The following is a 26,939-nucleotide window of genomic DNA, read 5'->3' on the forward strand; positions in this document are numbered from 1 at the left end:
ACAACCATGCTCCTTTTTTTGCAATAGAACCTTCAGCCATTCACGGGGGAGTAATACCTTATTAAGGAGATAGCAACTTAGTCCAATATTCTTCGGGAATAATAGATAAAAAAAATGTTCCGATCGATTAACCTGATAGAGAATTCAGTGGGATAAGAAAATGATGTAACCAGGTGGCGGGTAACAATGTTCACTCTAAAGCCCCGGTTACACTATCAGGGCTTCAGTATGATGTACTAATGGATTATTTAGCTGATGGAAGCCTGTTTGTGCTCCTTTGATTCCATTTCTGTGTCTTGCGAATGAGTATTCTTTTCCTGCCACCAATGTGTCAGCCGGTGCCAACCATGTAGTGCTGCCCGATATAAATCAGGAAGGATAGATACAATAGCATCAAGATAATCTGTAACCCCACCTTTATTGAAACCATAAATACAACGATTAAACTCAGCGCCCTTTTTGCTTAGAGCAATCGTATCGTCTTTTTTAGAAAAAAATCGACTTGGCTCGAAACCGGGTTGAAATCTTTTTTCGTATTCGTGTAATTCTTGAGTAAATACATCTTCGATATCATCTGCAATCAAGTGTTTTACTTGCGTTTCTGTAAGAACGGGATAAAGTACTGCCATCATCTCACGTATTGAGTTGTTCTTTGTTAAATTCTCAATAGTGTCGCTACGTTTATCAGGGCCTAAACCAAGACTCCAATTACATGCGCCCACTAAAAGCGTCAATGCTTCATGATACTCAGCATATGCAGTAGCGCGTTTATTTATAAAATACGCTGCGGCTGCCCAGCCTATCCAACCTATATAACCGATTACTGGAAGAAAAGACAAAGCGGTTGCTGTGACCCCAAAAACCACACTTCCTGTAATTTTCTGATCAATACTTTTTAGCTGCATCGATTTTTCTTTTACGAGTGCGACGCATTTATTCAAAAACTCGATTTGATGAGAATTGGTAGTTAGAAAATTCTGTTCCACTTTGATGGCAAGTATATTGTCATCAGCCGCCCGAGCATCTTTACCGATTGCAAAATACCTTTGTGATTCCACTTGCAGTGTATTTAACTCATTGTTGATACCCAATTGAGGAATAGGTGTATAAGATGGTTGTTTTTTTATCCCCAAAGTCCCTAATACAGTCTCTAATACAGATGCCATTTTGGTCTACTCATAAAAAAAATGAAAAAGCATTCTAAATTTTATTTTGAATAATAACAACAAAGAAATGGGCACAATGATGCTTAGTTGAATAGCTTATTATTATCCCTTATGAGGTAATGAATACTCTTTTTTAAAAACATAAAGAATAGAAGTCGCTGGCATTGGTTAACGTGTGCAGGGGCATTTGTATTTAGTTTTTTTTCGCAATTAACGCTTTAATATCAATTGCTATCTCACGGATTGTTTTTTCTTTACCGATATCATTACGAATGTCGAGATCAAATTCATCCTCCAAGTCGAAGAAAAAATTGACTAAATCCAGAGAGCTAGGAACAACTTGGTCAATTGATTGATCCAAATCAATCGCTTCAGGGGCAATTTCCTGTGTCCTTGCAATTAAATGTATCACACGATGTTCTACTGTTTGCTCCATAAAAAATCCCTCTTTTCGATTCAAACAAGATAATTAGTTCCTCTTTTAATTGAGTATACAATCAGCGCTCATGCAACTCCATTAATATTTATCTACTGAATCAATTTGGACGGATACCAAGAATCTTTATGCCATTTAGAAGCCAAATCGTTTAAAGCATTGGGCTCCTAAAGATTGAATTGAGCTGCATGGGAATATTGTTGTCGTAGCATCTGCATCATTTGCTATTTGAATAACAAATGACCGGCCATTTGCGCATGAGATATTCCAATATGCCGCATCATTACGATCCACTCCTTGATAAAACGATTCAATGGGAATGCAGGCTTCACCCGCTCTATTAATAATACCGCTTAGTATTTGCGTTTTTTGCTCTGAGGTTCTGCTCAATAAAATATCATTGGCAATATTCGCATAATTGCAGGAAGTACATATCAACAGGAAAAGCATCATCATAGACTTACTCATAATGCATCCTTAAAGTTACATTGCCATAGCAAGATTTTGGTCTATATGATGTTATTGTAGAATATGGAATGGATTTCTCCATTTCAATTCACAAAATTAAAGAACCATTAAGAATCTGCGAGGCATGCCGCCGGACAGTAGTGTACCTACGCAGGGATGACAGTCTTTTAGAGAGTCGCTCAAACATCAAGCGCACAGTTCGAGGAAAAAATTTTAAGGCCTAGCGTTCATCACAGACAGTATAATATCCATGGCGGAAGGGATTGCTGCGCGATCTAAACTTATAATCCCGGCAGCGTTGTCCATGATCATCGGTATAACGTCTGTCTAAACGGAACGAAAAATCACCAAAATTCATATCTTGTTGCCACTCACGTTCCTGACGGGCTCTATCTTCTTGATCCATTTCTTTCAAAAACTTACTGAGTTTACTGGCATGCCCTACCGAGAAGAGAGAAGTAATGAGCAGAAATAAGATTATTTTTTTCATAATTAGACACCAAAAAAAGCAAAAAGAGCTTTATTAAACCATATTTTTCCTGAGTAGACAAAAAATTAACGGAAAAAAGCAAAAAAAGTGTATACTCTGATTATTAAGGTCATTGAATAATCAGGGAATTCTAATGCGAGGACAGCCATTTAAAATAACCATGCCGTTTGTTTTACTCAGCGTGGTACTTTATCTTTTGTTGCTTCCCTTTATTCAGTACCCCTGGACTACGTTACTCAAACCTATTCCCATTGCATTGCTGATACTCTTTGTCTTTCAAGTCAATCCAGACAAGCATATAAAACGCCTGTTACTCCTTGCCTTAGGATTTTCACTAATTGGTGATATCTTTTTGACTCTTCCTATAAAAGCGGCATTGCAAATAGGGATCTTGGCGTTTATGGCCACCCATTGCAGCTATATCAGTTTATTTTTAAAGAACCTACAATTGCAAAGTAAGAATGTGCTTGCCTTTTTACCCATCCTGTTATTTGTACTCATAAGTTTTTACTTTTTATCCCCCTACCTGGGAGAAATGAAAATACCGGTAGCCATTTATTTATGCCTGCTGACCTTAATGGTATTTTGTTCCTTTCAAGTCAAACAGCAATCACTATTGCTGCGAACCGGAGCCTGTCTTTTTTTGCTCTCTGACTTTATTTTGTCATTAGACTTATTTATTTTATCGCACAATAAACCCGTAGCTGTTTTAATTATGTTGCTTTATTACATTGCCCAGGTTCTATTAGTTATAGGAATCACTCGAACAAAAGAAAAGGTCTTTCTCGAGTTACAAGGCATATTTCGCGGTTTAAGGCTGGCCTAGTTTTGTACTTTTTATTTACTACTACGTAACAAGAGTAAATAATTTCAAGTGATGCAAGAAATAGGAAGTTAAGAGAACGATTGTGGCATGAACCACCACACCAAGTTGTTTTTTTCTTAAAATAAGGGAAGCAATATACCGTCCCAATTCAGTAGCGAAAAACAAAATCAAATAGGTAGCGCATATTGCGAACAACGCCCAATAGAAACACTCTGCATTAAAGTAAAAAGGAACAAACTCTGTAGTAACCCCTGCACCTTTTTTGTAACATAAACTAAAAAAATAATGCCTATCATAGATAATTAAAAAAATTATCGCGTACAATCGAAGAAAATTTATATTACATATCATGAACTAATTCTCCGATTTTTTTCCTCCATTTTTCTTCTAAAGTCGTCAAAGAAGGTCTTGATTAAATCTGCATAAAGCCTGAACAAATGCAAATGATATCCAGGCTACTTTATACTCTATGATTTATCCCATTTTTTTATAAGAATCATGTCCAATAAAACGGGCCCCTGGTCCTTCATGAGTCACGTCGCTTGCCTGCTTATTGAGTATGGAAATGGTATCAATCGCTTGTTGATTTTTATCAAAATTCCCACTAATGCTCAATACGGACTCACACATTGGATACACTACGCTAAAAGATAATGCATTACCTACTATATAGCCAGTAATTGGTCTTTTTTGATTTATTGCTTGTGGACACGTTTTTGAGGCAACAGCCGTAGTGAAATAGCCTTCAATTTTATTATCGGACAAGATATTGAGTTCTAAAACTGATCCTCTTTCATTTTTATAAGTAACTGTTTTTTGCTCAGCAAAAACAGATTGAGCCAATAAAGAGGAAGCTGCAATTGCGACAAAAAAGAACGATTTAAAATTCATTAGATACTCCTTTTTTTTCTAAAACACTGAGTGGGTTGATACCGGATTGTTGTTTAACATCTTACTTTGCTAAGGTCAAATAGTATCTTTGAAATTTTATAGGCGAAGGGTTTTTCTCATTAAGCCTTCAGCATTGAATAGACCTCTTGCATAAGAGGACCATTAACTCTTTTGACACACAGTGTTCTTGAGCTTAATATACATAACTTAATTGCTTCAATTACATATCTGCTGTTATTCCACAGTTAAATAATAAAGCTCAGGATGGGTTTGAAATGCATAAGTTGGTAATCATTTGGTTGACTATTTTACTGCTCGCTGCCTGCGAAAAAGAAAATAGGTCTTTTAGTGGATATGTTGATACCGATCTTATCTATTTGTCTTCGGATTTTGGTGGGCGTCTGACTGATTTAGCCGTATTAAAGGGGCAGTTAGTCAACAGCAATCAATTTTTATTTAAACTCGAACAGACCAGCGAACTTTATAATGTACAAATGAGTAAACTAAGCAAACAAAATCTGCTTGCTCAGCGCCAACAAATTTTGACCCAACTCAACTACAATGAAATCAATTATCGTCGCATCCAGGGAATGCGAAAACAAAATGCAGCGAGCCAAAATGATCTGGATGCAGCTCAGAGAGATTTAAAGATTTCCAAAGACCAACTTACTGATATCGATGTTAAAATCCAGAACAATCAGATTGAAACAAACGACAAAAAATGGCAGGTAACGCGCAAAGAAAACTTCGCGCCAGAACGAGGAATTATATTTGATACTTATCATAAAAAAGGTGAGTTTGTCCAAGCAGGCGCCCCCGTTCTTTCCTTAATTACCCCCAATAATATTAAAGCTGTATTTTTTGTCCCCGAAAAAGAACTCACTCAATTGCGCCTTAATGAACACGTTAAGATCAAGACCGATAAAAATGAGAATTTTGCTACGGGACATATTTTCTATATTTCAAATATTGCTGAATTTACTCCCCCTATCATTTATTCCCGTGAGGAACGTCAACGTCTTGTATTCCGCGTCGAAGCAAAAATTGATTCTCCTGATTTAGAAAAAATTCATCTTGGACTACCTGTCACTTTGGAATTAGCTGATGAGTGATTTTGCAATTGATGTTAAAAAACTAACAAAAAAATTTGATGAAAAAGTCGCAGTCGATCATATTAACCTACAAGTTGAGAGAGGCTCCATATTTGGCTTTCTTGGTTCAAACGGGAGCGGTAAGACCACCACCATTCGAATGATTTGTGGCCTTTTAACTCCCACAGATGGAGAAGGGATTTGCCTTGGATATGACATTCAAACTCAAAGTGATGAGATAAAAAAACATATAGGCTATATGCCCCAGAAATTTAGTTTTTATACGGGATTAACTGTTAATGAAAATCTCCGCTTTACTGCTGATATTTTTCAGGTAAAAAATCCGGCTCAAGCAATCGAAGACATCATAAAAGATCTTGGATTAGAGGATTATCGAAAGGTACAAGCTGGCAATTTATCCGGGGGATGGAAACAACGCCTGGCCTTGGCATGTAGCTTACTTCACAAGCCGCAACTATTATTCTTAGATGAACCAACTGCAGGTGTTGACCCCAAAGCACGTAAAGAATTTTGGGATTATTTACATAAAATTTCCTCTCGTGATGGCACAACAATTTTAGTAACAACTCATTATATGGATGAAGCGGAAAAATGCACTGATTTAGCCTATATTAATCTAGGAAAACTATTGTACACAGGCAGCACAAAAGATTTGATTCCCCACTCAAAAGTCAAAGCGTATATATTGGAAGTCGATAGAAAAGAGCAAACTTCATTAATGGAAAAAATACATGATGCACATCCAAAGTTACTGGCTTCAATTGTAAATAATGAATTGCGAATTTCATCACGTGATGATCAATTACTAAAGCAAGTGATTCAAGAAAACAGGGACCGTTCAAGTAAAGAGGTCCCTCCTTCTTTTGAAGAGGTTTTTATCGGATTAATGCGATGAATTATAAAAATCTATTACAGGGAATATCTCTAACGCGTCTTGGCGGTTTAATCCGTAAAGAATTTATCCTTGTCAGTCGTGATCGAGGCACCATCGCGATGCTCGTTATCTTACCAATAATGTTACTTATCCTTTTTGGTTTTGCAATTGAATTCGATCCGAAACATTTGCCCACCACTGTTATTAGTTATGATAATTCGCCATTGACTCGAAGCTACGTCAGTTCACTTGAAGCTTCAGGGTATTTTAAAGTCATTCATGAAGGATTTGACGAACAAAAGAAAAATGAAGATTTTGCAAATGGAAAAATCAGCTTCGCTTTTACCATACCTCCAAATTTTACACGTAAATATATTCGTAATGAGAACCCCCAATTCCTGGTTGAAATCGATGGTTCTGATCCAGGAAGCAGTGCAAGTGCACTCAGCAATGCTCTGCCCATACTGAATCAAACTTTGGATAGGTTTACTAAACAAGGTTTAGGTTTCTCACCTTCCACTCATTCAGAGAGAACTGTCGATCTTACCATCCATCGGCTTTATAATGAATCGAATATAAGCTCTTATAATATTGTTCCTGGTTTAATTGGAGTATTGCTTACTCTAACTTTGGTGATGCTGACTTCGACTGCAATCACTTCCGAAAAAGAAACCGGCACAATGGAAATGCTGTTAAGTACCCCCTTAAAACCCTTAGAAATCATTCTTGGTAAAGTAATACCCTATATTGTTTTAGGTTATTTGCAACTTACAAGTATTTTACTTTTTGGAAAGCTTCTGATACATATTCCTACCGAAGGAAGTATTTTGTTACTTTATATAGCCGTTGCACCATTTCTTATTGCTAATTTAATGGTAGGGATGATTTTTTCTACACTCGCACGTTTGCCTATGCAAGCAATGCAACTTAGCGTCTTTTTTCAACTGCCTTCAATGTTTTTATCAGGTTATATTTTTTCTTTCTATGGTATGCCTACGTGGGCACAATTCTTGGGATATTGTCTGCCAATGACCTATTTTACCCGGATTACACGTGGAATATTATTGAAGGGGAATACATTTAGCCAAATTGTCCCTAATATTTTACCTATTTTATTGATTGCCTTTATTTTGATTATTTTGACGGGAAAAATATTTAGAACAAAGCTCGATTAGAACTACTGAATTCGCTAGATTGAGCCAAAAATGATGTGATTTTAGAGCACTGAAACGCAACATTCATTGAACTATGTGAGTATCGGAGCACATAAAATCGCATCATTTGGCCAAGATAGCAGAATTCAACAAAAATGGCCCAATTATGAAACTAAAAATTATCTTGCTCAATCTCTTTGCCCTACTGCTCGGAGGATGTTGCAAAAACTGTATTATTCATGAAAAAGTAAATTACCCTAAAAGTTCGCGTAGTGGAGTTAAATACAGCGAAAATAAGGCCGATTTAAGTCGCGTCGCGTGGTGGAAAAAATTAAAAGATCCAGAACTTAACGAGCTTATTTCTCAGGCTTTAGCCTGTAATGACTCGATTCGAAGCTCCTATGCAACCATTGAGCAAGCACAAGCACAACTTAAAGCAGCTCAATATGCCTGGATCCCAACTCTTGATGCAACAGCTAACGGCTTTACAGGTGGAACCTGGAACACTCATATTACCCCAAGAGGCCAATTGGCAAATAATCCTGTCTTTTCTAACCTCTCCAACTTGAGATTTAGAGGATACTATGCAGGATTTGTTCCAGGATATACATTTAACATCTTAAACAATATTAATAATATTAAAGCAGCCAAAGCATCTTTGGCTATGGAACAGGCTCAGGCTCAGTCAATAAAATTAGGAATTATTAGCCAAATGAGTGGCGCCTACTTTATGCTCTTAAGTCAACGAGAACAATTGGCAGTAGAAAAAGCCCTTAGCAACGACTTGCGGAAACTACGCCGGCTCGAACATATTCGATTCCACAAAGGTGCCAATGATATCGAAATAATAACCAATGTAGATCAACAGATTGCTCAAGAAGAAGCAAAGATTCCCCAAATTGAACGTGTTGTTGCGCAAAGTGAAAATACCATTCACCTCTTATTGAATCAAAATCCTGGGCCTATTGCCACTCATCGAACCTTACTTTCAATAAACTTAAATCATCTAATTCCTCGATCATTGCCTTCATCGGTTTTAAAAAATCGTCCTGACATCATGATCGCCTTAAATAACCTGAAAATAGCACAGGCACAGATCGGAGTAGCTTATTCAGCTTTTTTTCCTACAATTGACTTGACTGGTTTGGTTGGAGGAGCTTCTGTTGATTTAACTAATCTTTTAAAATTAAGTACTAATATTTGGATTGCTCGAGCCGCTGCTTCGACAAAAATTTTCAATGCCAGCTCCTATCAAAATATCAAATCCGCTAGGGCTGGATTCAAAGCAATCTACTACGATTATCTGGAAACACTTCATTCTACATTCGCAGATGTAGATGATTCTCTTACAAATGAGCAGAAAAACAACTTATCGTATTTGCAAACTCAAAAAGCATATTTGGCAGCCCAAAAAGCATATGATATTGCATTAGCTCAATATAAAGCTGGAGCAAAAGATTATCGCAATGTAATCAATGCCAAAATAAATCGTGATCGAAGTAAGTTGAGTTTAATCCAAGAAAAAGCCCAATTACTTGATAGTATTGTGCAAGTGTATAATGCTGTTGCCGGTGGATATGATGCTGCCTAGCTTTTTAAATGCCTGGTAGAAGGTCTAAACAGTATCATAATAGGTAATTTTCAGAGGTATGGTTGAATTGGTGGAAAGTCAGATTTGAGCTCAGGTTGAACGAAAAGGTATATTGAAAAAGTGCAAATATACTCGGTATGTGAACATTTATCAGCATACTTTTTCGTTCAAGATAAGCCAAATATGGCTTTACGCTTTTTCGTCAAGCGCCTGTTCTACAACTTTGACCAACCTTCCTGCTTCAGGGGAAGTAGTTGAATAGAAATAGTTAATAAGCTCACCTTTACGATTGATTAGGTACTTATGAAAATTCCATTTTGGCGCCGTGCCAAATCCTAATTCCTTTCTAGCCCAAAGATAAAAGGGATGGGCATTTTTTCCTGAAACCACTTCTTTAGCAGCCATGGGAAAAGTAACACCGTAATTAACTTGGCAAAAAGTTGCAATTTCTTGTTCCGTACCTGGCTCCTGACTGCCGAAATCATTTGAAGGGACTCCAAGTATGACTAAACCGCGATCTTTATATTTTTCATAAAGTTTTTCTAAACGAGAATATTGTGGAGTAAAACCACATTTTGAAGCCGTATTGACTACCATTAAAACTTTTCCTTGAAAGGAAGACAGCGGTAAGGGTTCATGTCCACGTAATGTATGAAATGAATAATCATATGCATTGTCATGATGCTGGGTTTCTGCTGCTGATAAATTAGAAGTCATCACAAACCATCCTAGTATTATTAATGAGAGAAAATGCATGGGTATCATCCCTAATCTTATTGAAACACAGAACTGAAATCAGTTTTGGGATTGAGATTAATAATATACTATTAACCTTGTAAAGCAAGAATGAAAAAATCATCACCTCGGGTTTTCATTAGATTAGCTCAAAAGATTCAGTAATAATGAAACTCAAGTGCAATTAAAAAGGCGAAACAATAAATGAATTGTGTAATTCAACTTGAAACCAAGTTGAATCATCTTTTTTAGGATTTACTTATCCAACTGATGTCTGATTTTTTCTTGCACTTCACGCATGTGTTCTTCATCTTTATAATGAGTTCGCGGCCAAAAAAATCCTTTAAGCCCGTCTTGTTTATTCCTGGGAACAATATGAATATGCAGATGAGGAATGCTTTGGCTAATTGTATTATTCATTGCAATAAAACTCCCTGAGGCTTCCATTGCTTTTTCAACAGCCTTCCCTATCTTTTGCGTGAGTAAAAAAAGAGGCGAAACCATTGCATCAGGCACATCATAAAGTGTTTTCATATGCATTTTAGGCGCTAACAAGGTATGGCCTGGAAAAAGAGGACGAGAATCCAAAAAAGAAATGAAATGCTCGTCTTCAAAAACAATAAACGCTTTTTCTTTTTTTGCAGCAATTAAATCGATAATACATTCAATTGTCATTTTATATCCCTATTTATTCATTTTCAGATTTAAACGGTGAGTATACTTTCTGTTGTACTGTATGTTTGTCCTTTATGTTCCAACAAGCTCTCTTTTTCACCTCGGTTTCCTATCTTGAGCAAGCGGCTAAAAAAACCATCCGGACTATGTGCAGAAGAAGTAAGCAGCTTCGGAGGCTCTTCCGTTATTTCCTTGATTTTTTCCGCACTAATGCGATTGTGCCACCGGTAGGCTAATCCTGGAATTGCAATAATCACACCCCCGGTATAACCTGCTGCTACACCATAAATTCCTAACTGGGTTTTAAGCCCCAGAAGTGCTGATCCTGTTATTCCCAAAGACAACGCTGAAACCGAAATAATAGTCGAACCTTTGAGATCCTTCAAAACTCGCAGTTGTTGTAATAGATTATAACGTGCTGAATCAAGAATAACTCCAGTTGACATCATGGGAGCCAAATATTTAAGAATTTCTTTTACCTGGTTTGGTGCTTTTCCAATAATCAACACCCCTGGCATAACCGCAAAAAATAAAGGAACTGGGGTAGTATAAATCAGTGTAGTTAATAATCCATACTTCCCCATCCGACTTGCATTTTCATATTTTTTAGCTCCAATCAAGCGATTAAGTTCTTGGGAATTACTTTGACCAAATCCGGCTAACATTAAGAAATTAAAGAATATGTATTGATTTAAATAAGTGATTGCGGCTTGATCCCTTGTGCCAAGCATGCCCGATAAGATGCTTACTGAAAGTGACATTGCCATTTCGCTTGCTACTGAAAATGTAATGGAACTGCCTATTTGCACAAGTTCGATAAATTGCTTGAACTGACCGGAAAATCTCTTAAAAATATTGAAGAATTCGTACTGACTAAAATCTTTATGTTTTGCTAAGTAAAACGCATAGGATAGAGAGGTTAGATAAGCTTCAATTACATAACCAATAGCGACTCCCGTCCCTCCTAACTTAGGTACTCCCAAACCACCAAATCCCAGCCACGCACCAATCCCTGTTCCTATTGCAAGACTTGCCAATCCGAGAAACATTGCCGGTTTAGCACGGCCAAAGCTAAACATCATTTGCTCTGTAGATATTCGTGTCATCACTGCTGCTACGGCAGGCGAATAAACACGTAAAAAATTCTGGGTAATTTCCGCGACATGTTCGCCTTGGCCAAAGAGGGTGGTTAATAAAGGCTTGGAAAAGATCAATCCCAGCATGACAGGTGGGGTAACTATTGCAGACAATAAAAGGCCATTGCGATTTATCCCAGCAATGTATTCACGTTTCCCTTGTAAGACTATTTCATTTGTTTCACCGTCTTTTTCATCCTCAGTTAATTCACCGATTTTATTGCTTGCAATGACACTCATTGAAAACAATGGGGCCATTCCAATGATTAAAAGTGTATTTATCATTGTAGAAATTAATGTTGCTGAAGCAACCTCATCTTCATTTTCACTGAGTGTATTAAGCAATACAACCATTAAAAAAATCTCGAAACTAAAAGTAAACGAAAGCGCCATGGGAAGGGACAGTGAACTTAACTCTTTAAAAACCCTCCAAAACCCGAAATAATCGTCGCCTTCCTCTTCTTCATTATCTACAAAAGGAATTTCCTCATCCTCTGCAACAAGCTCGTTTTGTTTTTCGCGAGAAGCTGGAATATTAATTATTGCCTCATCATGTAGATCTTGAGGGATGGAGTTGATACTTACCCCCTCTTTGTTTTTGGATTCAAATTGATTATTTTTTTGTTGCATTTATACTTTCCCTAAAAAAACTGCCTCTTCAAAACATGGGATTCTTACGAATAACCAATATGGCAAATAATTTGCTTTGATGACAAAATTGGTAGCATTCACTTGGCGGGCGGGAATTATATATCAACATTAAAAATTTTCATCTGAATTTTTTATTTATTTTAAAGAATAGGGAAATGCATAATTGCAGATAAATAAATACTAAAATATTATTTGTTTTTCTAATCTGGATGATTTCAATACCCTATTTTATTACAATTTTTAAATGCGATGAGGTAAAAAATAATGAAAAAATATTCTCTACTTTTGTTCTTAATGTGTTCTCTGTTTCACTACAATGCTTTTGCGAATAAACTCACCTTGGAAAGTTCGGCTTTTAAAATGAATTCCTTGATTCCGGACGAATTTACGTGTACCGGAATAGATCAATCCCCCCCATTAGCCTGGCGTAATATCCCGACTAATACTCAGTCACTTGCACTAATTGTCGATGATCCGGATTCTCCTGATGGTGTTTGGACGCATTGGATTGTGTTTAATATACCCCCAAAAGTTACGGAGCTAGAGGCAGGCAGCCCAGTACCTCCAGGAGCTGCAAATGCAAAAAACAGTTGGGGCGGTCAAGGATATCGAGGCCCTTGCCCCCCTGTTGGAATTGCTCATAGTTATCATTTTAAACTCTATGCCCTGGATACCGTATTAACTCTTGGGGATGGTACGACTCGAGATATTCTTTTGAATGCAATGACTGGCCATGTTATCGGTGAAGCGGAGCTGGTGGGAATTTATCAAAAATTTAACAGCAATGCTCCTGCCCAATGATATGAAATCTCTCTTCTTTGCTCACTTGCGCCGTGCTTTATGTACGGCCTCCAGTCGAGCTGGCATGAAAATCCGGAACTGGATTCTACATATAAAGCCTGGAGATCCTGACAAAATCGAAACAGGAAAATAGGTATTCTACGATACACAGCGGTACCTACAGGACAAAACAGTACTTCGTTTATATTCTAATGGAACTATTTGAATCTCGCCTCAAGGCGTCGTGATAGAACTATTCCACAAGCAGGATGGATTCAAGTAACAAATGAAGTTTTCCGTAAATTGTGTGAGTGCCTCTCTCTGGCATAAACCGCGGAAATGTAGGCTTTGTGATTGAACTAGATTCTTGATACAAAAATACAAAAAGATCTCGAACCCGGCTATTTATTTTGACAAATGGAAAACCAGAATGAATAATTAATTATCAACGATAAAAACCATCCACTTTTAACAGGAAATGACATGCAAGCTGAACTTTTTTATTCGATAGAGAGCGCCCATCCTGTTCCCCTTTATCTAATCTCACCAAAAAAATGGGAAGAGCAACGTTCTATGTTAACTATGATTGAACGTAATTATTTCATTCAAGCTCAATTCAGTGGAAAAATTGGCGAGTATTGCCTGCTTTATAATGCGGATGGTTTATTAGAGAAAGCTTATGTAGGCACTGGAGATGAAAATCAGGCATTAGCAATGGCTCATGCCGCTTTATTATTACCAGCAAACAGTTACCAGCTTCAAGAGAACTGTTCTCAGGAAGATGCCTTATTTTGGGCATTAGCACAATACCGTTTTGAAAAATACAAAAAAGATCGTGTGCCTCCCCGGATCTTGGTAATCGAGCAACACATGTTCACTGATTTAATTCATTTGGCCCAAGCTCACTTTTTAGTACGTGATCTCATCAATCAACCAGCCAGTGATATGGGTCCTAAAGAAATGGCAGATATAGTGGAACAATTAGCTGAAGAGCATCATGCACAATTCGAGCAATGGATTGGTGATGAATTGTTGGATGCTAATTTTCCTGCCATTCATACAGTCGGTCGTGCTGCCAAATCAGAACCACGTCTGCTCTCCTTAATCTGGGGTGATGGAACAAATCCTCGTGTTACCCTGGTAGGAAAAGGGGTTTGTTTTGATACTGGAGGCCTGAATCTTAAATCACCTTATGGCATGCGAATAATGAAAAAGGACATGGGTGGCGCAGCACATGTGATAGGTCTTGCTCATTGGATTATGAAGCGGAACTTACCCGTTCGTTTACATTTACTTATTCCTGCAGTAGAAAATGCGATTGGTCCTAATGCCTTTAAACCAGGCGATATTTTAATTATGCGTAATGGTTTTACCGTAGAAATCGATAATACTGATGCAGAAGGACGTTTGATTTTGGCTGATACTTTAGTCAAAGCATGTGAAGAGGAGCCTGACCTACTGATTGATTTTGCCACCTTATCCTCTGCGGCACGCGTTTCCGTAGGGACAGAAATGTCGGCATTTTTTGCAAATGAGGAATCTTTAGCAGCAGGGATAATCGACGCCTCTTATAACACCGTGGATCCAGTTTGGCGTTTACCGTTATTTGCACCTTATGAAAAGTTTCTGCAATCAACGATTGCTGATATGATTAATTGCAGTGACTATCCTTATGGCGGAGCGATTATTGCGGCATTATTTCTCCAGCGATACATTAGCAAGACAACTCCTTGGGCACATTTTGACATTATGGCATGGAGTGAACAAAGTAAACCCGGAAAACCTGAAGGCGGTGAAGCCATGGGTTTACGTGCTGTCATAGGCTATTTATTACGTGTTTATGGTTAGGTGTCAGAATCTTCCTCTTCAAGCTATAACTCAGCTAATTTGAACTCTGCTAATGGATAGTAATTTTGCCTACCTTTTTCAGATCTACTTTCTATGAGATGGATCTTATTAACCATAATTGGCGGAATAGCCGGTCCCTTTATCGTTTCCAATAGTTCATAGGGTACCCTGTGTCGAATTAATCGTCCCAGGGTCAAGTGTCCTCTAAAAGGACGCGTTTCAACAGGAATATCTAAAGTAATTGACGTGTTACCAATTACTTGGGACAACATCGCTAAATCGGCTTGGGATTGAACGGTTAATGAAAGAATTTTAGGATGACGCAAGCTTGGAAACCATTCCAAATGGCCAAATTGCAGTTGAAATGGCAATATATTTTTTATGGCGGCCTGTACATTTTCACTCAAAAGAATTAACTGTTCTTGCGGTAAATTCCCTAAAAATTGCACAGTAATATGCATTTTTTCTACATGCACCCAGCGAATGTAATCTGACAATAGGGTGTTTTGTAGCGTTTTTAAACTTCTGGATAGACGCACCTGGGTTGCCTTGGGAAAGATAATTGCGAAAAAAACGCGTAGTGTATGCATCACTTCCTCATAAAATTAGGATATAAGGACTCTAATCCATGAAACATTCTTAAGTCCCTTTATCAAAAGAACTCGGATTATATACTATAATAGTATCAAAATTGTCCAAATAAAATTGGATATGACAACCTCCAGAGAGGACAACACAAGGAAGTGGAGGATTAAGATGATCCTTAAGAGCCTACAGGAAAAAATTGAATTCTTGGAAGAATGTATTTTTCATATTGATCATATCTTCAAACATGTGATGCATAGCAAAAACTCATCAAACATCACCCTGCATAAAAAAAGCAAAATTGATAACCAGGGAGAAAATATTTTAGCTTATGTAAAGCTTCCAAGTTCAATAGTAATCACGGGAAGTTTGTCGGATCAAAATTTTGATGCAGGTAAATTAATAGTACTTACTTCGCTATACAATCATATTGCAATGCAAATTAATAATAAAAGTAATATTGATCTGGGAGTAGAGTTTAATAGAGTAAAACAGAAACTGTATTTCACATTATTAAAAAATGGTCTTCCGAGTGCTGATATTTTAATGAAAAAGCACAGGAATCATTTATTAAGAAAAGGCATTCTGGGATATATTTTAAGTTTTATTTGGACATCACCCTCATCAGAGTTTCTTAATAGATATGAGTTTTTCACCAAGGCATCTGATTCGGAGGATAATTTCAATTTTTGCTATGAACTGGCAGAAAATTGTCAATTTGATGTCAATCTCATTTTCAAAATTGAACCTATTGGCAAAGGATTAGGATATATTATTAAAGCAAAATCAACAGAAGAAGCTTCTATCATTATGAATGCGATACGAAAACAGTTAAGCGAAAAAAAACTTGAGGATTCCATTCGTTATATTGATACCTTAAATAGGTCCACTCAAGATGAGAGCTCATTAACAATTGAAATATGGGGTCAAGCTGTAGATATGCTCAATAATCTGAAAGATGAAACGGTACGAAAATTTTGATTGTTGATACATAATCAATTAAATAAATTGGTTCCAGCACCTTAACAGATGTGGTTATAGATAAACGTTAACCAAGATGTTAGGATTGGGATTTTGCTTGAAAGTGAATGAAATACCGCCCTGATATTGATGGACTCAGAGCCATAGCAATTATATTGATTTTAATTTATCACGGGGGATTTTCCTTTTTTCCCTCAGGATTTATCGGAGTTGATATATTTTTTGTTATTTCTGGTTTTCTCATTACTTGTACCATCCACGAATCGCTCAAAGAGGATTCCTTTTCTTTTTTGAATTTTTATAATCGAAGATTATGGCGCTTGCAGCCTGTTTTTGTTTGCTTGCTCTTTTTAACAACGGCCTTAACTTTGTTGTTTTTTTTACCCGATGATTTAATTCAATACAGCAGAAGTGCGCGCAAAACTTCCTTATTTTTATCCAACTTGTTTTTTGATAAAACAACAACAGGCTATTTTTCACAAGATACCCATCAAATCCCTTTACTCCATACCTGGTCTCTTTCAATAGAATGGCAGTGCTATTTACTTTTACCCTGTCTTATCTATTGCCTGTATCGGTTCTCGCCCAACAAATATTTAATTCCATTTTTGGCTGGATTGACCTGTATCGCTTTTCTAGGGTCGCTCTACAATGCAAAAAACCTGCCCTCACACACTTATTACTTATTTTCGAGTAGGATTTTTGAGTTTTTAATTGGCTCCTGCATTGCATTCATTCCCATGACTTTCTTTTCAGCCAATAAATACTTCTTAAATCTTATTGGTGGTTTGGCATTAATCAGCTTGCTATGCCTCGCCAGTTTCAATCCAGTAATAACAGGTTATCCGAACCACTATGCATTTATTGTTTGTATGGCAACAGGATTTCTCATTGCCATAGGGGCCTGTTCTCCCAAAAATATCTGGAGCCAATTATTTTCCAGTAAACCGTTGGTGTTCATAGGACTATTGTCTTATTCACTTTACATTTGGCATTGGGTTATTTTCTCGGTTTTAAGATATCAAAGTATTGGAGAAACTCCCTTTGTTTTATTTGCTGCCTTTGGGCTTACTTTTGTTTTAGCCTATCTGTCTTGGCGCTTCATTGAAAAACCATCAAAACGCTGGAAAAAAATACACTTCCGTTATACCTTTGTATTTCTATTATTAGCGCCAATCCTCGCTTTTCATCTTAGCGACTATGTTATCAAAAAAAATCAGGGGTTTCCTCAGCGCTTTAATAAGGAACTATTAACTGTTTATCAACAATTAGAGCAATATAAAAACCCACAAAGAGCTTTGTGTGTTACCGATTCTCGGGATGAAATCAATATGCAATGCATTGTCGGCTCAAAAAAACCGGACAGTAGACATGCCTTAATGATCGGTGATTCATTTGCCAATCATTACTGGGGTTTTGTAGATGTGTTAGGACAAGCAGGGCATGTCTCTATTTTATCGCAAACAGTATCTTCCTGCCTTACCTTGCCTGACATGTATCTTTATGACTGGTGGCACTTTAAAAAACAAGTCTACTCACTCTGTCATGAACTTACCCGAAAATATTATCAAATGATTCAAAATAATCATTATGATTATGTAATTATTGGTCAAGTATGGGCTAATTATTTATCAGCGAACATCATAAATAACTTGAATGATCCACGTTCGTTACTTTTAACTCAAGAACGATTGGAAAAAGCTTTAGATAAAGCGCTTTCAATCATTATTAACTCAGGAGCAAAACCTGTATTAATTCAGTCAACCGCTTTAATGCAAAATAATTTTCATGATTGTTTTTTTAAACATATAAAATTAAGAAAATCTTATAATTCCCATGAATGCGAGTTTACCTATTATGAAGATCAATGGTTTAATAAATTATTTAGTAAAATGAAAAGCAAATACCCTCAATTGATTATAATTGATCCTAAAAAAGTACAATGCGAACAAAATACTTGTAAAGCAGACATCAACGGAATTCCAATATACCGTGATGTAGGCCATATTACTGACTATGCGTCGTATCAATTGGGGATGCTTTATCTACAAAAATTTCCAAACCCTTTGGGATAACCTTTACTTCATGATTCAAAGAAAATTCTTTATTGACGGGTGATGTTACTCGTCATATAAAAGATTTTCCTCTATCCTTTATAAACAAATTAAATTTCCATGAGAGGAATATTACATTTTTGCTCTCATCAAGTACGAAAAACCTGCCTGGAAACAGGTTACAACTACGAGTTATTTATGAAAACAACAATTACACATTCTTCTGATATCCTTTTAGAGCTCGTACGCCATAAGGAATTAAAAGGTGAATTAACGTTTCAACATATTTTACAAGTTCTGGGTGAGCGGGCATTTGGAATTGTATTGTTGTTTTTTGCTTTACCTAGTGCCTTACCTTTTTCTACGGTCCCAGGTGTTTCTATTGTGTTTAGTCTGCCTATAGCACTTTTTGCATGCCAAATGATATTTGCCAGAAAAACATTGTGGTTACCAAAAATTATTGCGAAACGCACGATTCATCAAAAGACTATTTCTAAGGTAATTCATACTACAGTACCTTATTTGACTAAAATTGAATATTTTTTGAAACCACGCTGGATATTTATGACCTATCGTTTGATGGAAATAATCACTGGCATCATTATTTTTTGTTTAGCCATTTTTCTGATGTTGCCTATCCCATTAAGTAATTTTATTTTTGCATTCCTGCTTATTATTTTTAGCCTGGGATTAATAGAAAAAGACGGGGTACTTCTTGTGGTAGGATATATTGGTACTATTGTTTATATTAGTTTTATGTATGTATTTATTGAAGGAATAATTAAATATTTGTTTCATTAAAATATCCTCTATTGTTAATTTGACTGTTATGTGGAAATTTAACTAAGGATGGGATATGGTTTTAAAGCGCGCCCTTATCATTACACTCTTGTGGTTTTATGATTGGGGGCGATCTTAGGAAAAGGAATTTATGCACTTATTGGAGAAGTAGCTCAGCGAGCTGAAAAGCTTACCCCTTTCATTAACCAATACGATTATACTTTGCGTTTTTCTCACAATTCATGCCACGCTCATTAAGATTAAATTTTCGGAAGTCCTAAAATGGGAGCTGTTTTTTTCCTATTTTTTCACTTATATCCACTGTTGTATTTTTGGATAGGAATCGTTTCTTTAATTAATTATCTCTAACTCTATATCATCCATTTCATAAGCATGCTAATAATTGAGTACATTCCAAGTAATGCGATCGCTGTTCCTGCCAGCAACATAATGAGTCGCGGCTGAAGATGGCGAACAAGGTAGGCAGCAAAAGGGGAAGCAATAGCCCCACCGGCAATCAGTCCGAGAATAATTAACCAATTGGTAATCCCAATGGTAAAAAAGAAGGTCGCAGAAACACTGATGGTGATTAAAAACTCAGTCAAATTCACTGTACCTATGGTGTAAGAAGGCGAAGTTCCCTGTACAAGTAATGTGGAATTAACAATGGATCCCCAACCGCCCCCACCTGTTGCGTCAAAAAACCCACCAAAAAAACCAAGAGGTATTAATCCACGTGCATGATTAGAAGGCAGTGCACGCCTGGTTTTTAGGCGCTTGACCATAAAATTTTTTATGAGCTCCATGATTTTTCCACCTTGGAATGCTCGGTATAAAATATAGCAACCCGTGGCGATCAAATAAACTGCAATAAAAGGCCTCGCTATTTTTTCTGATGCTTTGGTCAGGAGATACGCCCCAAGTATACTTCCCAAAATACCTGGGATAGCTAATCGTCTAAATAATGCATAATCAACATTTTTAAACATCGCATGTGATAAACCGGAGACGCCAGTGGTGACAATCTCAGCAGTATGTACTGCAGCACTGGCCACCGCAGGAGGAATACCATAGGTGACTAAAACACCTGTAACAATTACCCCATAAGCCATACCTAAGGCACCATCAATTATTTGTGCCACAAAGCCTACCAGCGCGAAAATTAAAAACTGCTCCATAAATATCCTTTTTTAACAACTAACTTATAGACGGTTAAATCAAGTTACTACAAATTTAATTTCTGGTTTTATTTCTTCGATAATTTGCTTGCAATCATTGAGCCGCTAAGTATCAAGACAATCATTGAAAGCGTCACTACTACAGGGATTTCTATGAGATCATGCACCATCATTTTTATCCCAATAAAACCTAAAATTAAAGCTAATCCATAGTTAAGATAATAAAATTTGTTTTGGATGTTTGCCAAAATGAAATACATAGCTCGCAATCCCAGTATTGCAAAAGCATTCGATGAACACGCAATAAATGGATCTTTAGTGATCCCAAATATAGCAGGAATACTGTCAATAGCAAAAATTAGATCACTTGTTTCAATAAAAATAAGTACAACAAATAGAGGAGTTATAAAATACGATTTATTCTTCTTTACAATAAAACTCTTATCTTTTGGAATTGTTTTTGTTATTGGAAAAAATTTTCTTAATGCCCTAAGAATAAAATTATTCACAATGGATTGTTCATTTTGCTGCATTGTGAAGAATTTAAATGCAGAATAAATGAGTAATAAACCAAACAGATAAAAAATCCAATCAAATTTATTGATGAGCCAAATCCCAAATACAATGAGTATTATCCTCATAGAGATCGCACCCAATACCCCAAATAAAAGCAGACGGCGCTGATACTTCATGGGTATAGAAAAATATTTAAATATCATGACAAAGACAAAGACATTATCCATCGATAATGATTCTTCAACCAAATAAGCGGTAAAGAATTCAAGTGCTTTTTGGTTTGCAATATGGACTGAATGGCTTTGCGATAGATATACCCACAAAAATGCATTAAAAAGCAAGGCCAGGATGATCCATACACTGACCCATACAAGAGATGATTTCAATGAAATCTCCTCTTCCTTACTTCTGGTCAAAAGAATAATATCGATAGCTAATACGACCACTATTAAAAGAATAAAAAACAACCATAACCACCATGTGCCTATAGACTGCATTTATCTTCCCGAAAATTAATAAACTCTCTCCTAAAAATAGGAGAACTTTTCTTAATAAACCTCTTTTCTAAGAGATAAAGATGACTAACTCATTTTTATACTAGTCTAGTGCATCATTTAATTTCGGTTCATTTTATACTTATGAAAAAACTTATAATGAACTTAGCCAGGCATAAATTTTTGCACTAAATAATCTCGGTGCAAGCGGTTCGCAATGACCGCCAGTACCCTCTTCATCATTAAAAAGAATGTATTGTTTTTTGCATTGTAACTGATCATACAGTTTTTTTGCCTGACCCAGTGTGATGTATTCTAAGGTATTATCACAAATCAGCATAGGACACTGAATCTTTTCGACTAAGCCATTCAACGTGTAAGCACGGGTTCTATGGAGCATTTCTTCTATCGTTTTAGCACCAAATCGCCACTTTCGGCTTTCTAACATAAATTGTAAGTTTTCATCTGTATTCATGAGATGTGTTAGAGCTTTCTCGAAGGGAACCTCTTTTAAATCAGGGAACTTGGTCATAAATGAATTAAATTTGGCCTCTAGATTACCACTCGCATCAAATATACCTGGATCCACAATGCAACCTGCAATTCTTTTTTCCTTGGTTACGGCGCGAGCGGCAAGATAACCCCCAAAGCTTCGCCCGATTAAGAAAATTTTATTAGTATCGATTTCTGGACGGTCAATGATAAAATCAACCACTTTTTCGATTACCCGCTCCCAATCAGGAATAAAAGGTATTTTATTTAAACGCAGCATACTGCCTTGGCCAGGGCCTTCAAAATTTAAGCAATGAAAGCCACGTTTTAAGGCCTCGGCTGCAGTACTAAAATACAATTCTTCCTTAGTGCTATCTCCCCCGCCAGTGTCAATGAGAATGGGTTTGGGATGATTTGAAACAGAATGATGCAGATAAAGATAACCAGGCAAGGTCGTATTCTCAAAAGGAATTTCTAACTTTTCCACCGGAGTTTCAAAAAATTCAAGAGCTTGATGAAAAGCACGTATACTGTATTGCAATGCTTGTTCAATCCTCGGATCCGTTGGTTTATCTTCTAGAAAAAAGAAGGCTGTTCGGTAATAAGTACAGGCTCGCAAAAAAGCCAATTTTGCATCGATGTGAAGCCCTTGACTACGACAGGATTCGGCTATCCTGTAATTGCTGTCAGCGAAGGCGGCCCAACGAGTATACCAACTATCCTTATCACCAGGTTCTATTTGGTTTGCAATAGCAAGACATTCGCCAATTTCAGCACCTTGATAGGTAGTACATCCTAAACTTCTTATTAACTGAGCATTAAAAAGTGCAGGTTTTATAATGTCTTGCATGTAAAATTTCCTTATTTCTTATTTTATCTAATTATCCACTTGCAACTTAAGGGTAAATTTACAAGTGTTTATCATAGTTATTTATTGGCAAGCTATCCTAGGAACTTTCTTCAAAATCTCTAACTGTTAAGCCATATATTCTCCCCCATCAGGATGTAGAATTTGTCCAGTCATCAATGCACTGTCTTTATTGGCAAGAAAAATGTAGCAAGGTGATTTTTTAATATATAGCAAAGAAAACAATAATTTGGGTATCTATTTCTGCTATTTCAACTATAAATTTAATTTTTTAAATTTTATCAAAAGCATAAGGAATTAATTTATTTCTTAAAATCAGGGAAATTCTTAGGCAGAAAATGAGTCAATTTCCCAAAAGATCAAGATAGTAAAGAGTGTATTTAGTTAAGAAATATAAATAATCTGCAGTTCCTTTTTTCATTTATGGGGGCATGATGGAGATGAGGAATGAGCTTCATCAGCTGCCATAACATACATAATCCAAGATTCACCTCTCCCAATTTTATCGTAGAGCGTTCTAGCCACCTGATTATCGGGTTTGGTAATCCAATATACTTTACTCCATTGGCGTAACCTGCTGATTTGTTTTAACTCCTCCATAAGCATCTTTGCTACCCCAGCTTTCCGATGTTCCGGCTTCACGAATAAATCATGTAAATAGCATTCTGGCTCGATATTCCAGGTACTTAAATGGAGGATAAAAGTTAGAAAGCCAATAGCCCCATTTTGAGAGTCACAAGCAATAAGGCAGCCTATATTTTTATTATCAGAAAGTAATGCATTCACCGTATTTTTCACTACTTTCGCAGGCAGAGATGTTTGATAAAACTCCATGTATTCCTGCCACATTATTAACCAGTTTTCTTTATCAACGGCTTGTAGCCATCTAACCTTATAGTTCTTCATTAAATTTCCACCAACATTATGAGCTGTTACCAAAAATTCCCTACCAATAAATAGAACAAATAAGAAGTGGTTCGTACATGAGGTTACGTATTTGATGCTTTTTAAATGATGCAAAATAAAAAATATCTTGTGCATTCAGCAAATAAAAAGTTTCTTCATAAATCAAAATACCACTTCCATTTAATACAATCCAAATCTCCTGTTCTTGATGATCATCCATAGGAGTTTCACTCTGAGGTAACACCTGAAAATAAGTTATTTGAACGGGTGGGTGTACTTGCTTTTGTGCAAAATCAACAGGGTTTACTACAACTCCTGAAGCAATGGGTTCTGGATTAGAAAAAACTAATCTTGGATTTGCACAAACAACAGACTCAGGCAATTGAGGCATATTGTTGCTCCTCAGAGAATAATTCTCGCTCCCAATCCAAGACAGTGCTCTCCTGATCCAGATCATAAATTGACGATTGGGTCACGCTATTAATTATTTTTGCACTCCGCCATGCCATGACATTTAAATTTGGCTCTGCGATTCCATAAGAATTACGTGCTGCATTTTGGACATAAATTCGATGTTGTTTTGGCCCATCCCATACAATGGAAAAATCCTGATTGACACAAAATACTCCGTTATTTAAAGGTATTTTTTCAGATAGCGGGGAAAGATAAGATGGGAACTCCCATTGGTACCCTGTACACAAAATAACAATATCAGCTGAGATTACTCTTTTGCTCATCGTACCAAGCTCAGTCAGTATTAACTGATATCTCCCTAAACCGTTATTCATATTTGTTAATTCATAACATGGAAAAAACTTAAAAAACTTATTCTTATTTTCCAAAAACTCAAGGCTGTAAAGTTTTTGATAAATCGCTCGCAATAAATGGGAAGAAATACCATCGCTCGCCAAGAGCTGCTCTTGCAATAAAAAGGCTTTTTCTTTCTCAGGTACATGGAAAAAGAATTCAGTATACTTAGGGGTGAAAAATTCACTTACAAATGGAGAGGTATCCATCGGTAATAGCTGAGATCTCTTTGAAATCCAATTTAACTCCAAAGGCAAGTGCTCACTCGATAAAATATGCCGCACAATTTCAGCTCCGCTTTGACCTCCACCAATAAGAGCAACTCTTTTACCCTGCCAATTTATCGGATTGAGTAAAAAATTCTTATTATGTAACACATTTCTACCCAAATACGGTTTAGCACAAGCAGGAACTTTTACAGTTAAACCATTACCCAAAATAAGATGTTTTCCTTTGATTTTTCTCTGCGATGTTTGCATGACAAAATGTGATTTATCAAAAGAAATTTCCTCAACTTTTTCATCAAACAATAAATTAGGTAACGAACGGCTCACCCAATTTAAATAATGGCTAAATTCTGTACGTAACACATGCTTAAATTGTGCATTAATAAAACGATACAGGCGTTTGTGTTTTGCAAGATAGGCAATAAAGGAATAAGAATTAGTAGGGTCAACAAGCGTAACCAAATCATTTAAATAACTGACCTGAATTTCAGCATTGGGAAATAACATTCCTGGATGCCAAATCACTTCCTTATTTTGTTCGAAAAATATGCTTGAAATCTCTTTGACAGACGATAAAAGAGCAGCAATACTCAAATTAAATGGTCCGACACCCACCCCAAGTATATCGGAAACTCCTTCATGATTCGTTTTGTTCATAACTCATTTCCTCTTCGTGCCTCTCAAATTCCGTTGTAATTCGTTTTAGGGTTAATTGTATTTTTTTCTGTAAGAACTTCGTGGGTTTAACAAAAAAATCCGCTTGCGTGGGTAACTGTTCATAACCGAGAGCATTCCAGATTATTTCGCCAAGCTTTGGCATGTAAGGATAAATGACCAAAGTAAATCCTTTTAACCACCAGAAATAATCCTCCGAGGAGCGACTTAAGCTTTTCCCCAGAACGAGCCAATCATTTAGAGATTGAACCCCAATATGAGGCGAAAAGTGATCGGGTTGCAACGCATCTTCTTGAATTGCAAATAAATCGCATAATTGATGTTGTAGCTGTTGATTGCAAGGCTGGCTCACCTTTTCAGGTATGTTTTGTATCCCTTGGATAATATAGTGTTCAAACCAATCTATAGTTTTGTTGTAATAATGGATAAAAACGTCAATGATAAAATTCCCTGTTTGACTGCGCACATCGATTGAAGCAAGATAAAGCCGAACAATATCACTGCATAGCCCTTTTTGATTGATAACCTCATCTACTCCGATCATATGCTGTCGACTTGTTGAAAATTTACTCCCATCAAGGTAATAAAAATAATTAACCAGATAATAATCAAATGACTTGTATTGAGGACATCCAGAACTAATTCCCAATGCACTGCTTAAAAAAGGTAATGAATTATCGATCCCAAAACTGGAGATGGTCACCACATCAGAATCTGCAGCAAATGCATTTTTGTTGATGCCCATGAGTTTCCCTGCGATTTCCCCAAACATTAGAAAATAGGCAAAGACAAAACCATAACTAAATAAAGTTCTTGAATGATCAGGATCAGTATTATCTGTTAAACCCCAATTACAATGTGTCGTAAGCCTGAACCGATTATTTTGTAAAACCCGATAGCTTTGAAACAATGTCTTTATTTTTTGATGAATTCCCTGCGAATTCAGTTCAATGTCGTCAGGGAGCTGTAAGAAAATATTTTCAACCGTTTTTTGATCTGAATAGCATTTACGAATCATTTCTTCTGGACGAAAATGTGCACCACAATTTTCACAAAAATAACTTACAGTTCTCTCATAACACACAGGACAGTTTCCTTGCAGCCAATATCCAGTCAGATAACGCTTATTTTTATCATCCCATGGCATGTTCTCTTTTAATAAGACTGTAACCTTATTATTCAATAATTGTTGAAAGATCTGCTCATGCCATTCTTGATAGGATATGCTCCATTGCCCATCAAGTGGATTAATGAATTGATCGTATTTAATATTCATTAACGTTAATTCATGCGCAATTAATGCATGATAATGATGACCTATTTCTCTAGGACTTGAATGCTCTTCTTCTGCCTTCCCTGCCGTATATGATTCATAACTGTCTGTACCGGAAATTATCCAAACCGAGTGACCACAAAGTTTTAGATATCGTGCGAGTATATCCACACTTAAAAACGGACCACCAATATGGCCTAAATGCAATCGACCATTTGGAGTAGGTACCGAAGGAACGAGTAAGTAATTTTTTTTATTTTCGGTCATCGC

26 protein-coding genes are annotated in these 26,939 nt (G+C 36.6%); 10 read left to right on the top strand and 16 right to left on the bottom strand.

The features are described 5' to 3' along the window. Positions 1 to 248 precede the first annotated feature (248 nt). The 4 genes from LXO92_RS00100 to LXO92_RS00115 all read right to left on the bottom strand — a co-directional run bounded on the left by LXO92_RS00100 (position 249) and on the right by LXO92_RS00115 (position 2,560). Positions 249 to 1,166 carry a hypothetical protein gene (locus tag LXO92_RS00100; RefSeq protein ID WP_182350727.1) on the bottom strand — a complete coding sequence of 306 codons (918 nt, stop codon included), beginning with the start codon at positions 1,164 to 1,166 and terminating at the stop codon, positions 249 to 251. A 193-nt stretch (positions 1,167 to 1,359) separates the two neighbouring features. Beyond that, entirely contained in the window at positions 1,360 to 1,602 is a 243-nt protein-coding gene (locus LXO92_RS00105) for an acyl carrier protein (protein ID WP_182350728.1), read from the bottom strand. Positions 1,603 to 1,737: 135 nt separating this feature from the next. After that, a complete protein-coding gene (locus LXO92_RS00110; RefSeq protein WP_182350729.1) occupies positions 1,738 to 2,070 on the bottom strand; it encodes a hypothetical protein in 333 nt (110 codons plus the stop codon). Between the two features lie 220 nt (positions 2,071 to 2,290). Beyond that, positions 2,291 to 2,560, bottom strand: coding sequence for a hypothetical protein (locus tag LXO92_RS00115; RefSeq protein ID WP_182350730.1), 270 nt, complete (start codon positions 2,558 to 2,560; stop codon positions 2,291 to 2,293). 133 nt (positions 2,561 to 2,693) lie between these two features. Here LXO92_RS00115 and LXO92_RS00120 point away from each other — a divergent pair, with 133 nt between their 5' ends. Beyond that, a complete protein-coding gene (locus LXO92_RS00120; protein WP_232890076.1) occupies positions 2,694 to 3,386 on the top strand; it encodes a lysoplasmalogenase in 693 nt (230 codons plus the stop codon). 474 nt (positions 3,387 to 3,860) lie between these two features. On the opposite strand, the gene LXO92_RS00125 is transcribed toward LXO92_RS00120, so the two are convergent. Then, the gene (locus tag LXO92_RS00125) at positions 3,861 to 4,277 is read right to left on the bottom strand and encodes an avidin/streptavidin family protein (protein WP_182350733.1); all 417 of its coding nucleotides are present in this window, start codon (positions 4,275 to 4,277) and stop codon (positions 3,861 to 3,863) included. A gap of 275 nt (positions 4,278 to 4,552) precedes the next feature. Between LXO92_RS00125 and LXO92_RS00130 the strand changes: the two genes are divergently transcribed. The 4 genes from LXO92_RS00130 (at position 4,553) to LXO92_RS00145 (ending at position 9,008) form a co-directional block, all read left to right on the top strand. Beyond that, complete coding sequence (locus tag LXO92_RS00130; RefSeq protein ID WP_182350734.1) at positions 4,553 to 5,389, top strand: HlyD family secretion protein; 837 nt, start codon at positions 4,553 to 4,555, stop codon at positions 5,387 to 5,389. Then, on the top strand, positions 5,382 to 6,284 hold the full coding sequence (locus LXO92_RS00135) for an ABC transporter ATP-binding protein (RefSeq protein WP_182350735.1): 903 nt from the start codon (positions 5,382 to 5,384) through the stop codon (positions 6,282 to 6,284). Before LXO92_RS00130 ends, LXO92_RS00135 begins: the two co-directional genes overlap by 8 nt. Beyond that, on the top strand, positions 6,281 to 7,438 hold the full coding sequence (locus tag LXO92_RS00140) for an ABC transporter permease (RefSeq protein WP_182350736.1): 1,158 nt from the start codon (positions 6,281 to 6,283) through the stop codon (positions 7,436 to 7,438). The genes LXO92_RS00135 and LXO92_RS00140 overlap by 4 nt, the downstream gene beginning before the upstream one ends. A 145-nt stretch (positions 7,439 to 7,583) precedes the next feature. Continuing rightward, entirely contained in the window at positions 7,584 to 9,008 is a 1,425-nt protein-coding gene (locus LXO92_RS00145) for a TolC family protein (RefSeq protein WP_182350737.1), read from the top strand. Between the two features lie 189 nt (positions 9,009 to 9,197). Here the strand turns inward: LXO92_RS00145 and LXO92_RS00150 are convergent, their stop codons facing one another. The 3 genes from LXO92_RS00150 to LXO92_RS00160 all read right to left on the bottom strand — a co-directional run bounded on the left by LXO92_RS00150 (position 9,198) and on the right by LXO92_RS00160 (position 12,184). Continuing rightward, positions 9,198 to 9,725: a glutathione peroxidase gene (locus tag LXO92_RS00150; protein WP_182350738.1), complete on the bottom strand. Its 528-nt coding sequence runs from the start codon at positions 9,723 to 9,725 to the stop codon at positions 9,198 to 9,200. A 273-nt stretch (positions 9,726 to 9,998) separates the two neighbouring features. Beyond that, complete coding sequence (locus LXO92_RS00155; protein WP_182350739.1) at positions 9,999 to 10,418, bottom strand: HIT family protein; 420 nt, start codon at positions 10,416 to 10,418, stop codon at positions 9,999 to 10,001. A 29-nt stretch (positions 10,419 to 10,447) separates the two neighbouring features. Next, a complete protein-coding gene (locus LXO92_RS00160) occupies positions 10,448 to 12,184 on the bottom strand; it encodes an MATE family efflux transporter (protein ID WP_232890077.1) in 1,737 nt (578 codons plus the stop codon). Positions 12,185 to 12,469: 285 nt separating this feature from the next. On the opposite strand from LXO92_RS00160, the gene LXO92_RS00165 reads away from it, so the two are divergent. Beyond that, complete coding sequence (locus LXO92_RS00165) at positions 12,470 to 13,006, top strand: YbhB/YbcL family Raf kinase inhibitor-like protein (protein ID WP_182350741.1); 537 nt, start codon at positions 12,470 to 12,472, stop codon at positions 13,004 to 13,006. 462 nt (positions 13,007 to 13,468) lie between these two features. After that, on the top strand, positions 13,469 to 14,833 hold the full coding sequence (locus LXO92_RS00170) for a leucyl aminopeptidase family protein (RefSeq protein ID WP_232890078.1): 1,365 nt from the start codon (positions 13,469 to 13,471) through the stop codon (positions 14,831 to 14,833). 23 nt (positions 14,834 to 14,856) lie between these two features. On the opposite strand, the gene thpR is transcribed toward LXO92_RS00170, so the two are convergent. Continuing rightward, on the bottom strand, positions 14,857 to 15,423 hold the full coding sequence (gene thpR / locus LXO92_RS00175) for an RNA 2',3'-cyclic phosphodiesterase (RefSeq protein WP_182350743.1): 567 nt from the start codon (positions 15,421 to 15,423) through the stop codon (positions 14,857 to 14,859). A 202-nt stretch (positions 15,424 to 15,625) separates the two neighbouring features. Here thpR and LXO92_RS00180 point away from each other — a divergent pair, with 202 nt between their 5' ends. The 3 genes from LXO92_RS00180 (at position 15,626) to LXO92_RS00190 (ending at position 19,254) form a co-directional block, all read left to right on the top strand. Then, on the top strand, positions 15,626 to 16,399 hold the full coding sequence (locus LXO92_RS00180) for a hypothetical protein (RefSeq protein WP_232890079.1): 774 nt from the start codon (positions 15,626 to 15,628) through the stop codon (positions 16,397 to 16,399). Between the two features lie 107 nt (positions 16,400 to 16,506). Beyond that, positions 16,507 to 18,474, top strand: a complete 1,968-nt coding sequence (locus LXO92_RS00185; protein WP_182350745.1) for an acyltransferase family protein — start codon at positions 16,507 to 16,509, stop codon at positions 18,472 to 18,474. A gap of 177 nt (positions 18,475 to 18,651) precedes the next feature. Further along, entirely contained in the window at positions 18,652 to 19,254 is a 603-nt protein-coding gene (locus LXO92_RS00190) for an exopolysaccharide biosynthesis protein (protein ID WP_182350746.1), read from the top strand. Positions 19,255 to 19,604: 350 nt separating this feature from the next. On the opposite strand, the gene LXO92_RS00195 is transcribed toward LXO92_RS00190, so the two are convergent. The 7 genes from LXO92_RS00195 to LXO92_RS00225 form a co-directional block, all read right to left on the bottom strand. Further along, the gene (locus tag LXO92_RS00195; protein WP_182350747.1) at positions 19,605 to 20,411 is read right to left on the bottom strand and encodes a sulfite exporter TauE/SafE family protein; all 807 of its coding nucleotides are present in this window, start codon (positions 20,409 to 20,411) and stop codon (positions 19,605 to 19,607) included. 68 nt (positions 20,412 to 20,479) lie between these two features. Continuing rightward, on the bottom strand, positions 20,480 to 21,424 hold the full coding sequence (locus LXO92_RS00200) for a TerC/Alx family metal homeostasis membrane protein (RefSeq protein WP_232890080.1): 945 nt from the start codon (positions 21,422 to 21,424) through the stop codon (positions 20,480 to 20,482). 151 nt (positions 21,425 to 21,575) lie between these two features. Beyond that, the gene (locus LXO92_RS00205; protein ID WP_182350749.1) at positions 21,576 to 22,763 is read right to left on the bottom strand and encodes an alpha/beta hydrolase family protein; all 1,188 of its coding nucleotides are present in this window, start codon (positions 22,761 to 22,763) and stop codon (positions 21,576 to 21,578) included. 435 nt (positions 22,764 to 23,198) lie between these two features. Continuing rightward, positions 23,199 to 23,687, bottom strand: coding sequence for a GNAT family N-acetyltransferase (locus LXO92_RS00210; RefSeq protein ID WP_232890082.1), 489 nt, complete (start codon positions 23,685 to 23,687; stop codon positions 23,199 to 23,201). A gap of 40 nt (positions 23,688 to 23,727) precedes the next feature. Continuing rightward, a complete protein-coding gene (locus LXO92_RS00215) occupies positions 23,728 to 24,078 on the bottom strand; it encodes a cupin domain-containing protein (RefSeq protein WP_182350751.1) in 351 nt (116 codons plus the stop codon). After that, positions 24,062 to 25,378, bottom strand: a complete 1,317-nt coding sequence (locus LXO92_RS00220) for a lysine N(6)-hydroxylase/L-ornithine N(5)-oxygenase family protein (protein ID WP_182350752.1) — start codon at positions 25,376 to 25,378, stop codon at positions 24,062 to 24,064. The genes LXO92_RS00215 and LXO92_RS00220 overlap by 17 nt, the downstream gene beginning before the upstream one ends. Beyond that, positions 25,359 to 26,936 (bottom strand): methionine--tRNA ligase, encoded by a 1,578-nt coding sequence (locus LXO92_RS00225; RefSeq protein WP_232890084.1) that lies wholly within the window; start codon positions 26,934 to 26,936, stop codon positions 25,359 to 25,361. The genes LXO92_RS00220 and LXO92_RS00225 overlap by 20 nt, the downstream gene beginning before the upstream one ends. Positions 26,937 to 26,939 lie beyond the last annotated feature (3 nt).

Source organism: Legionella resiliens (genome assembly GCF_021344005.1).
GTDB lineage: Bacteria > Pseudomonadota > Gammaproteobacteria > Legionellales > Legionellaceae > Legionella > Legionella resiliens.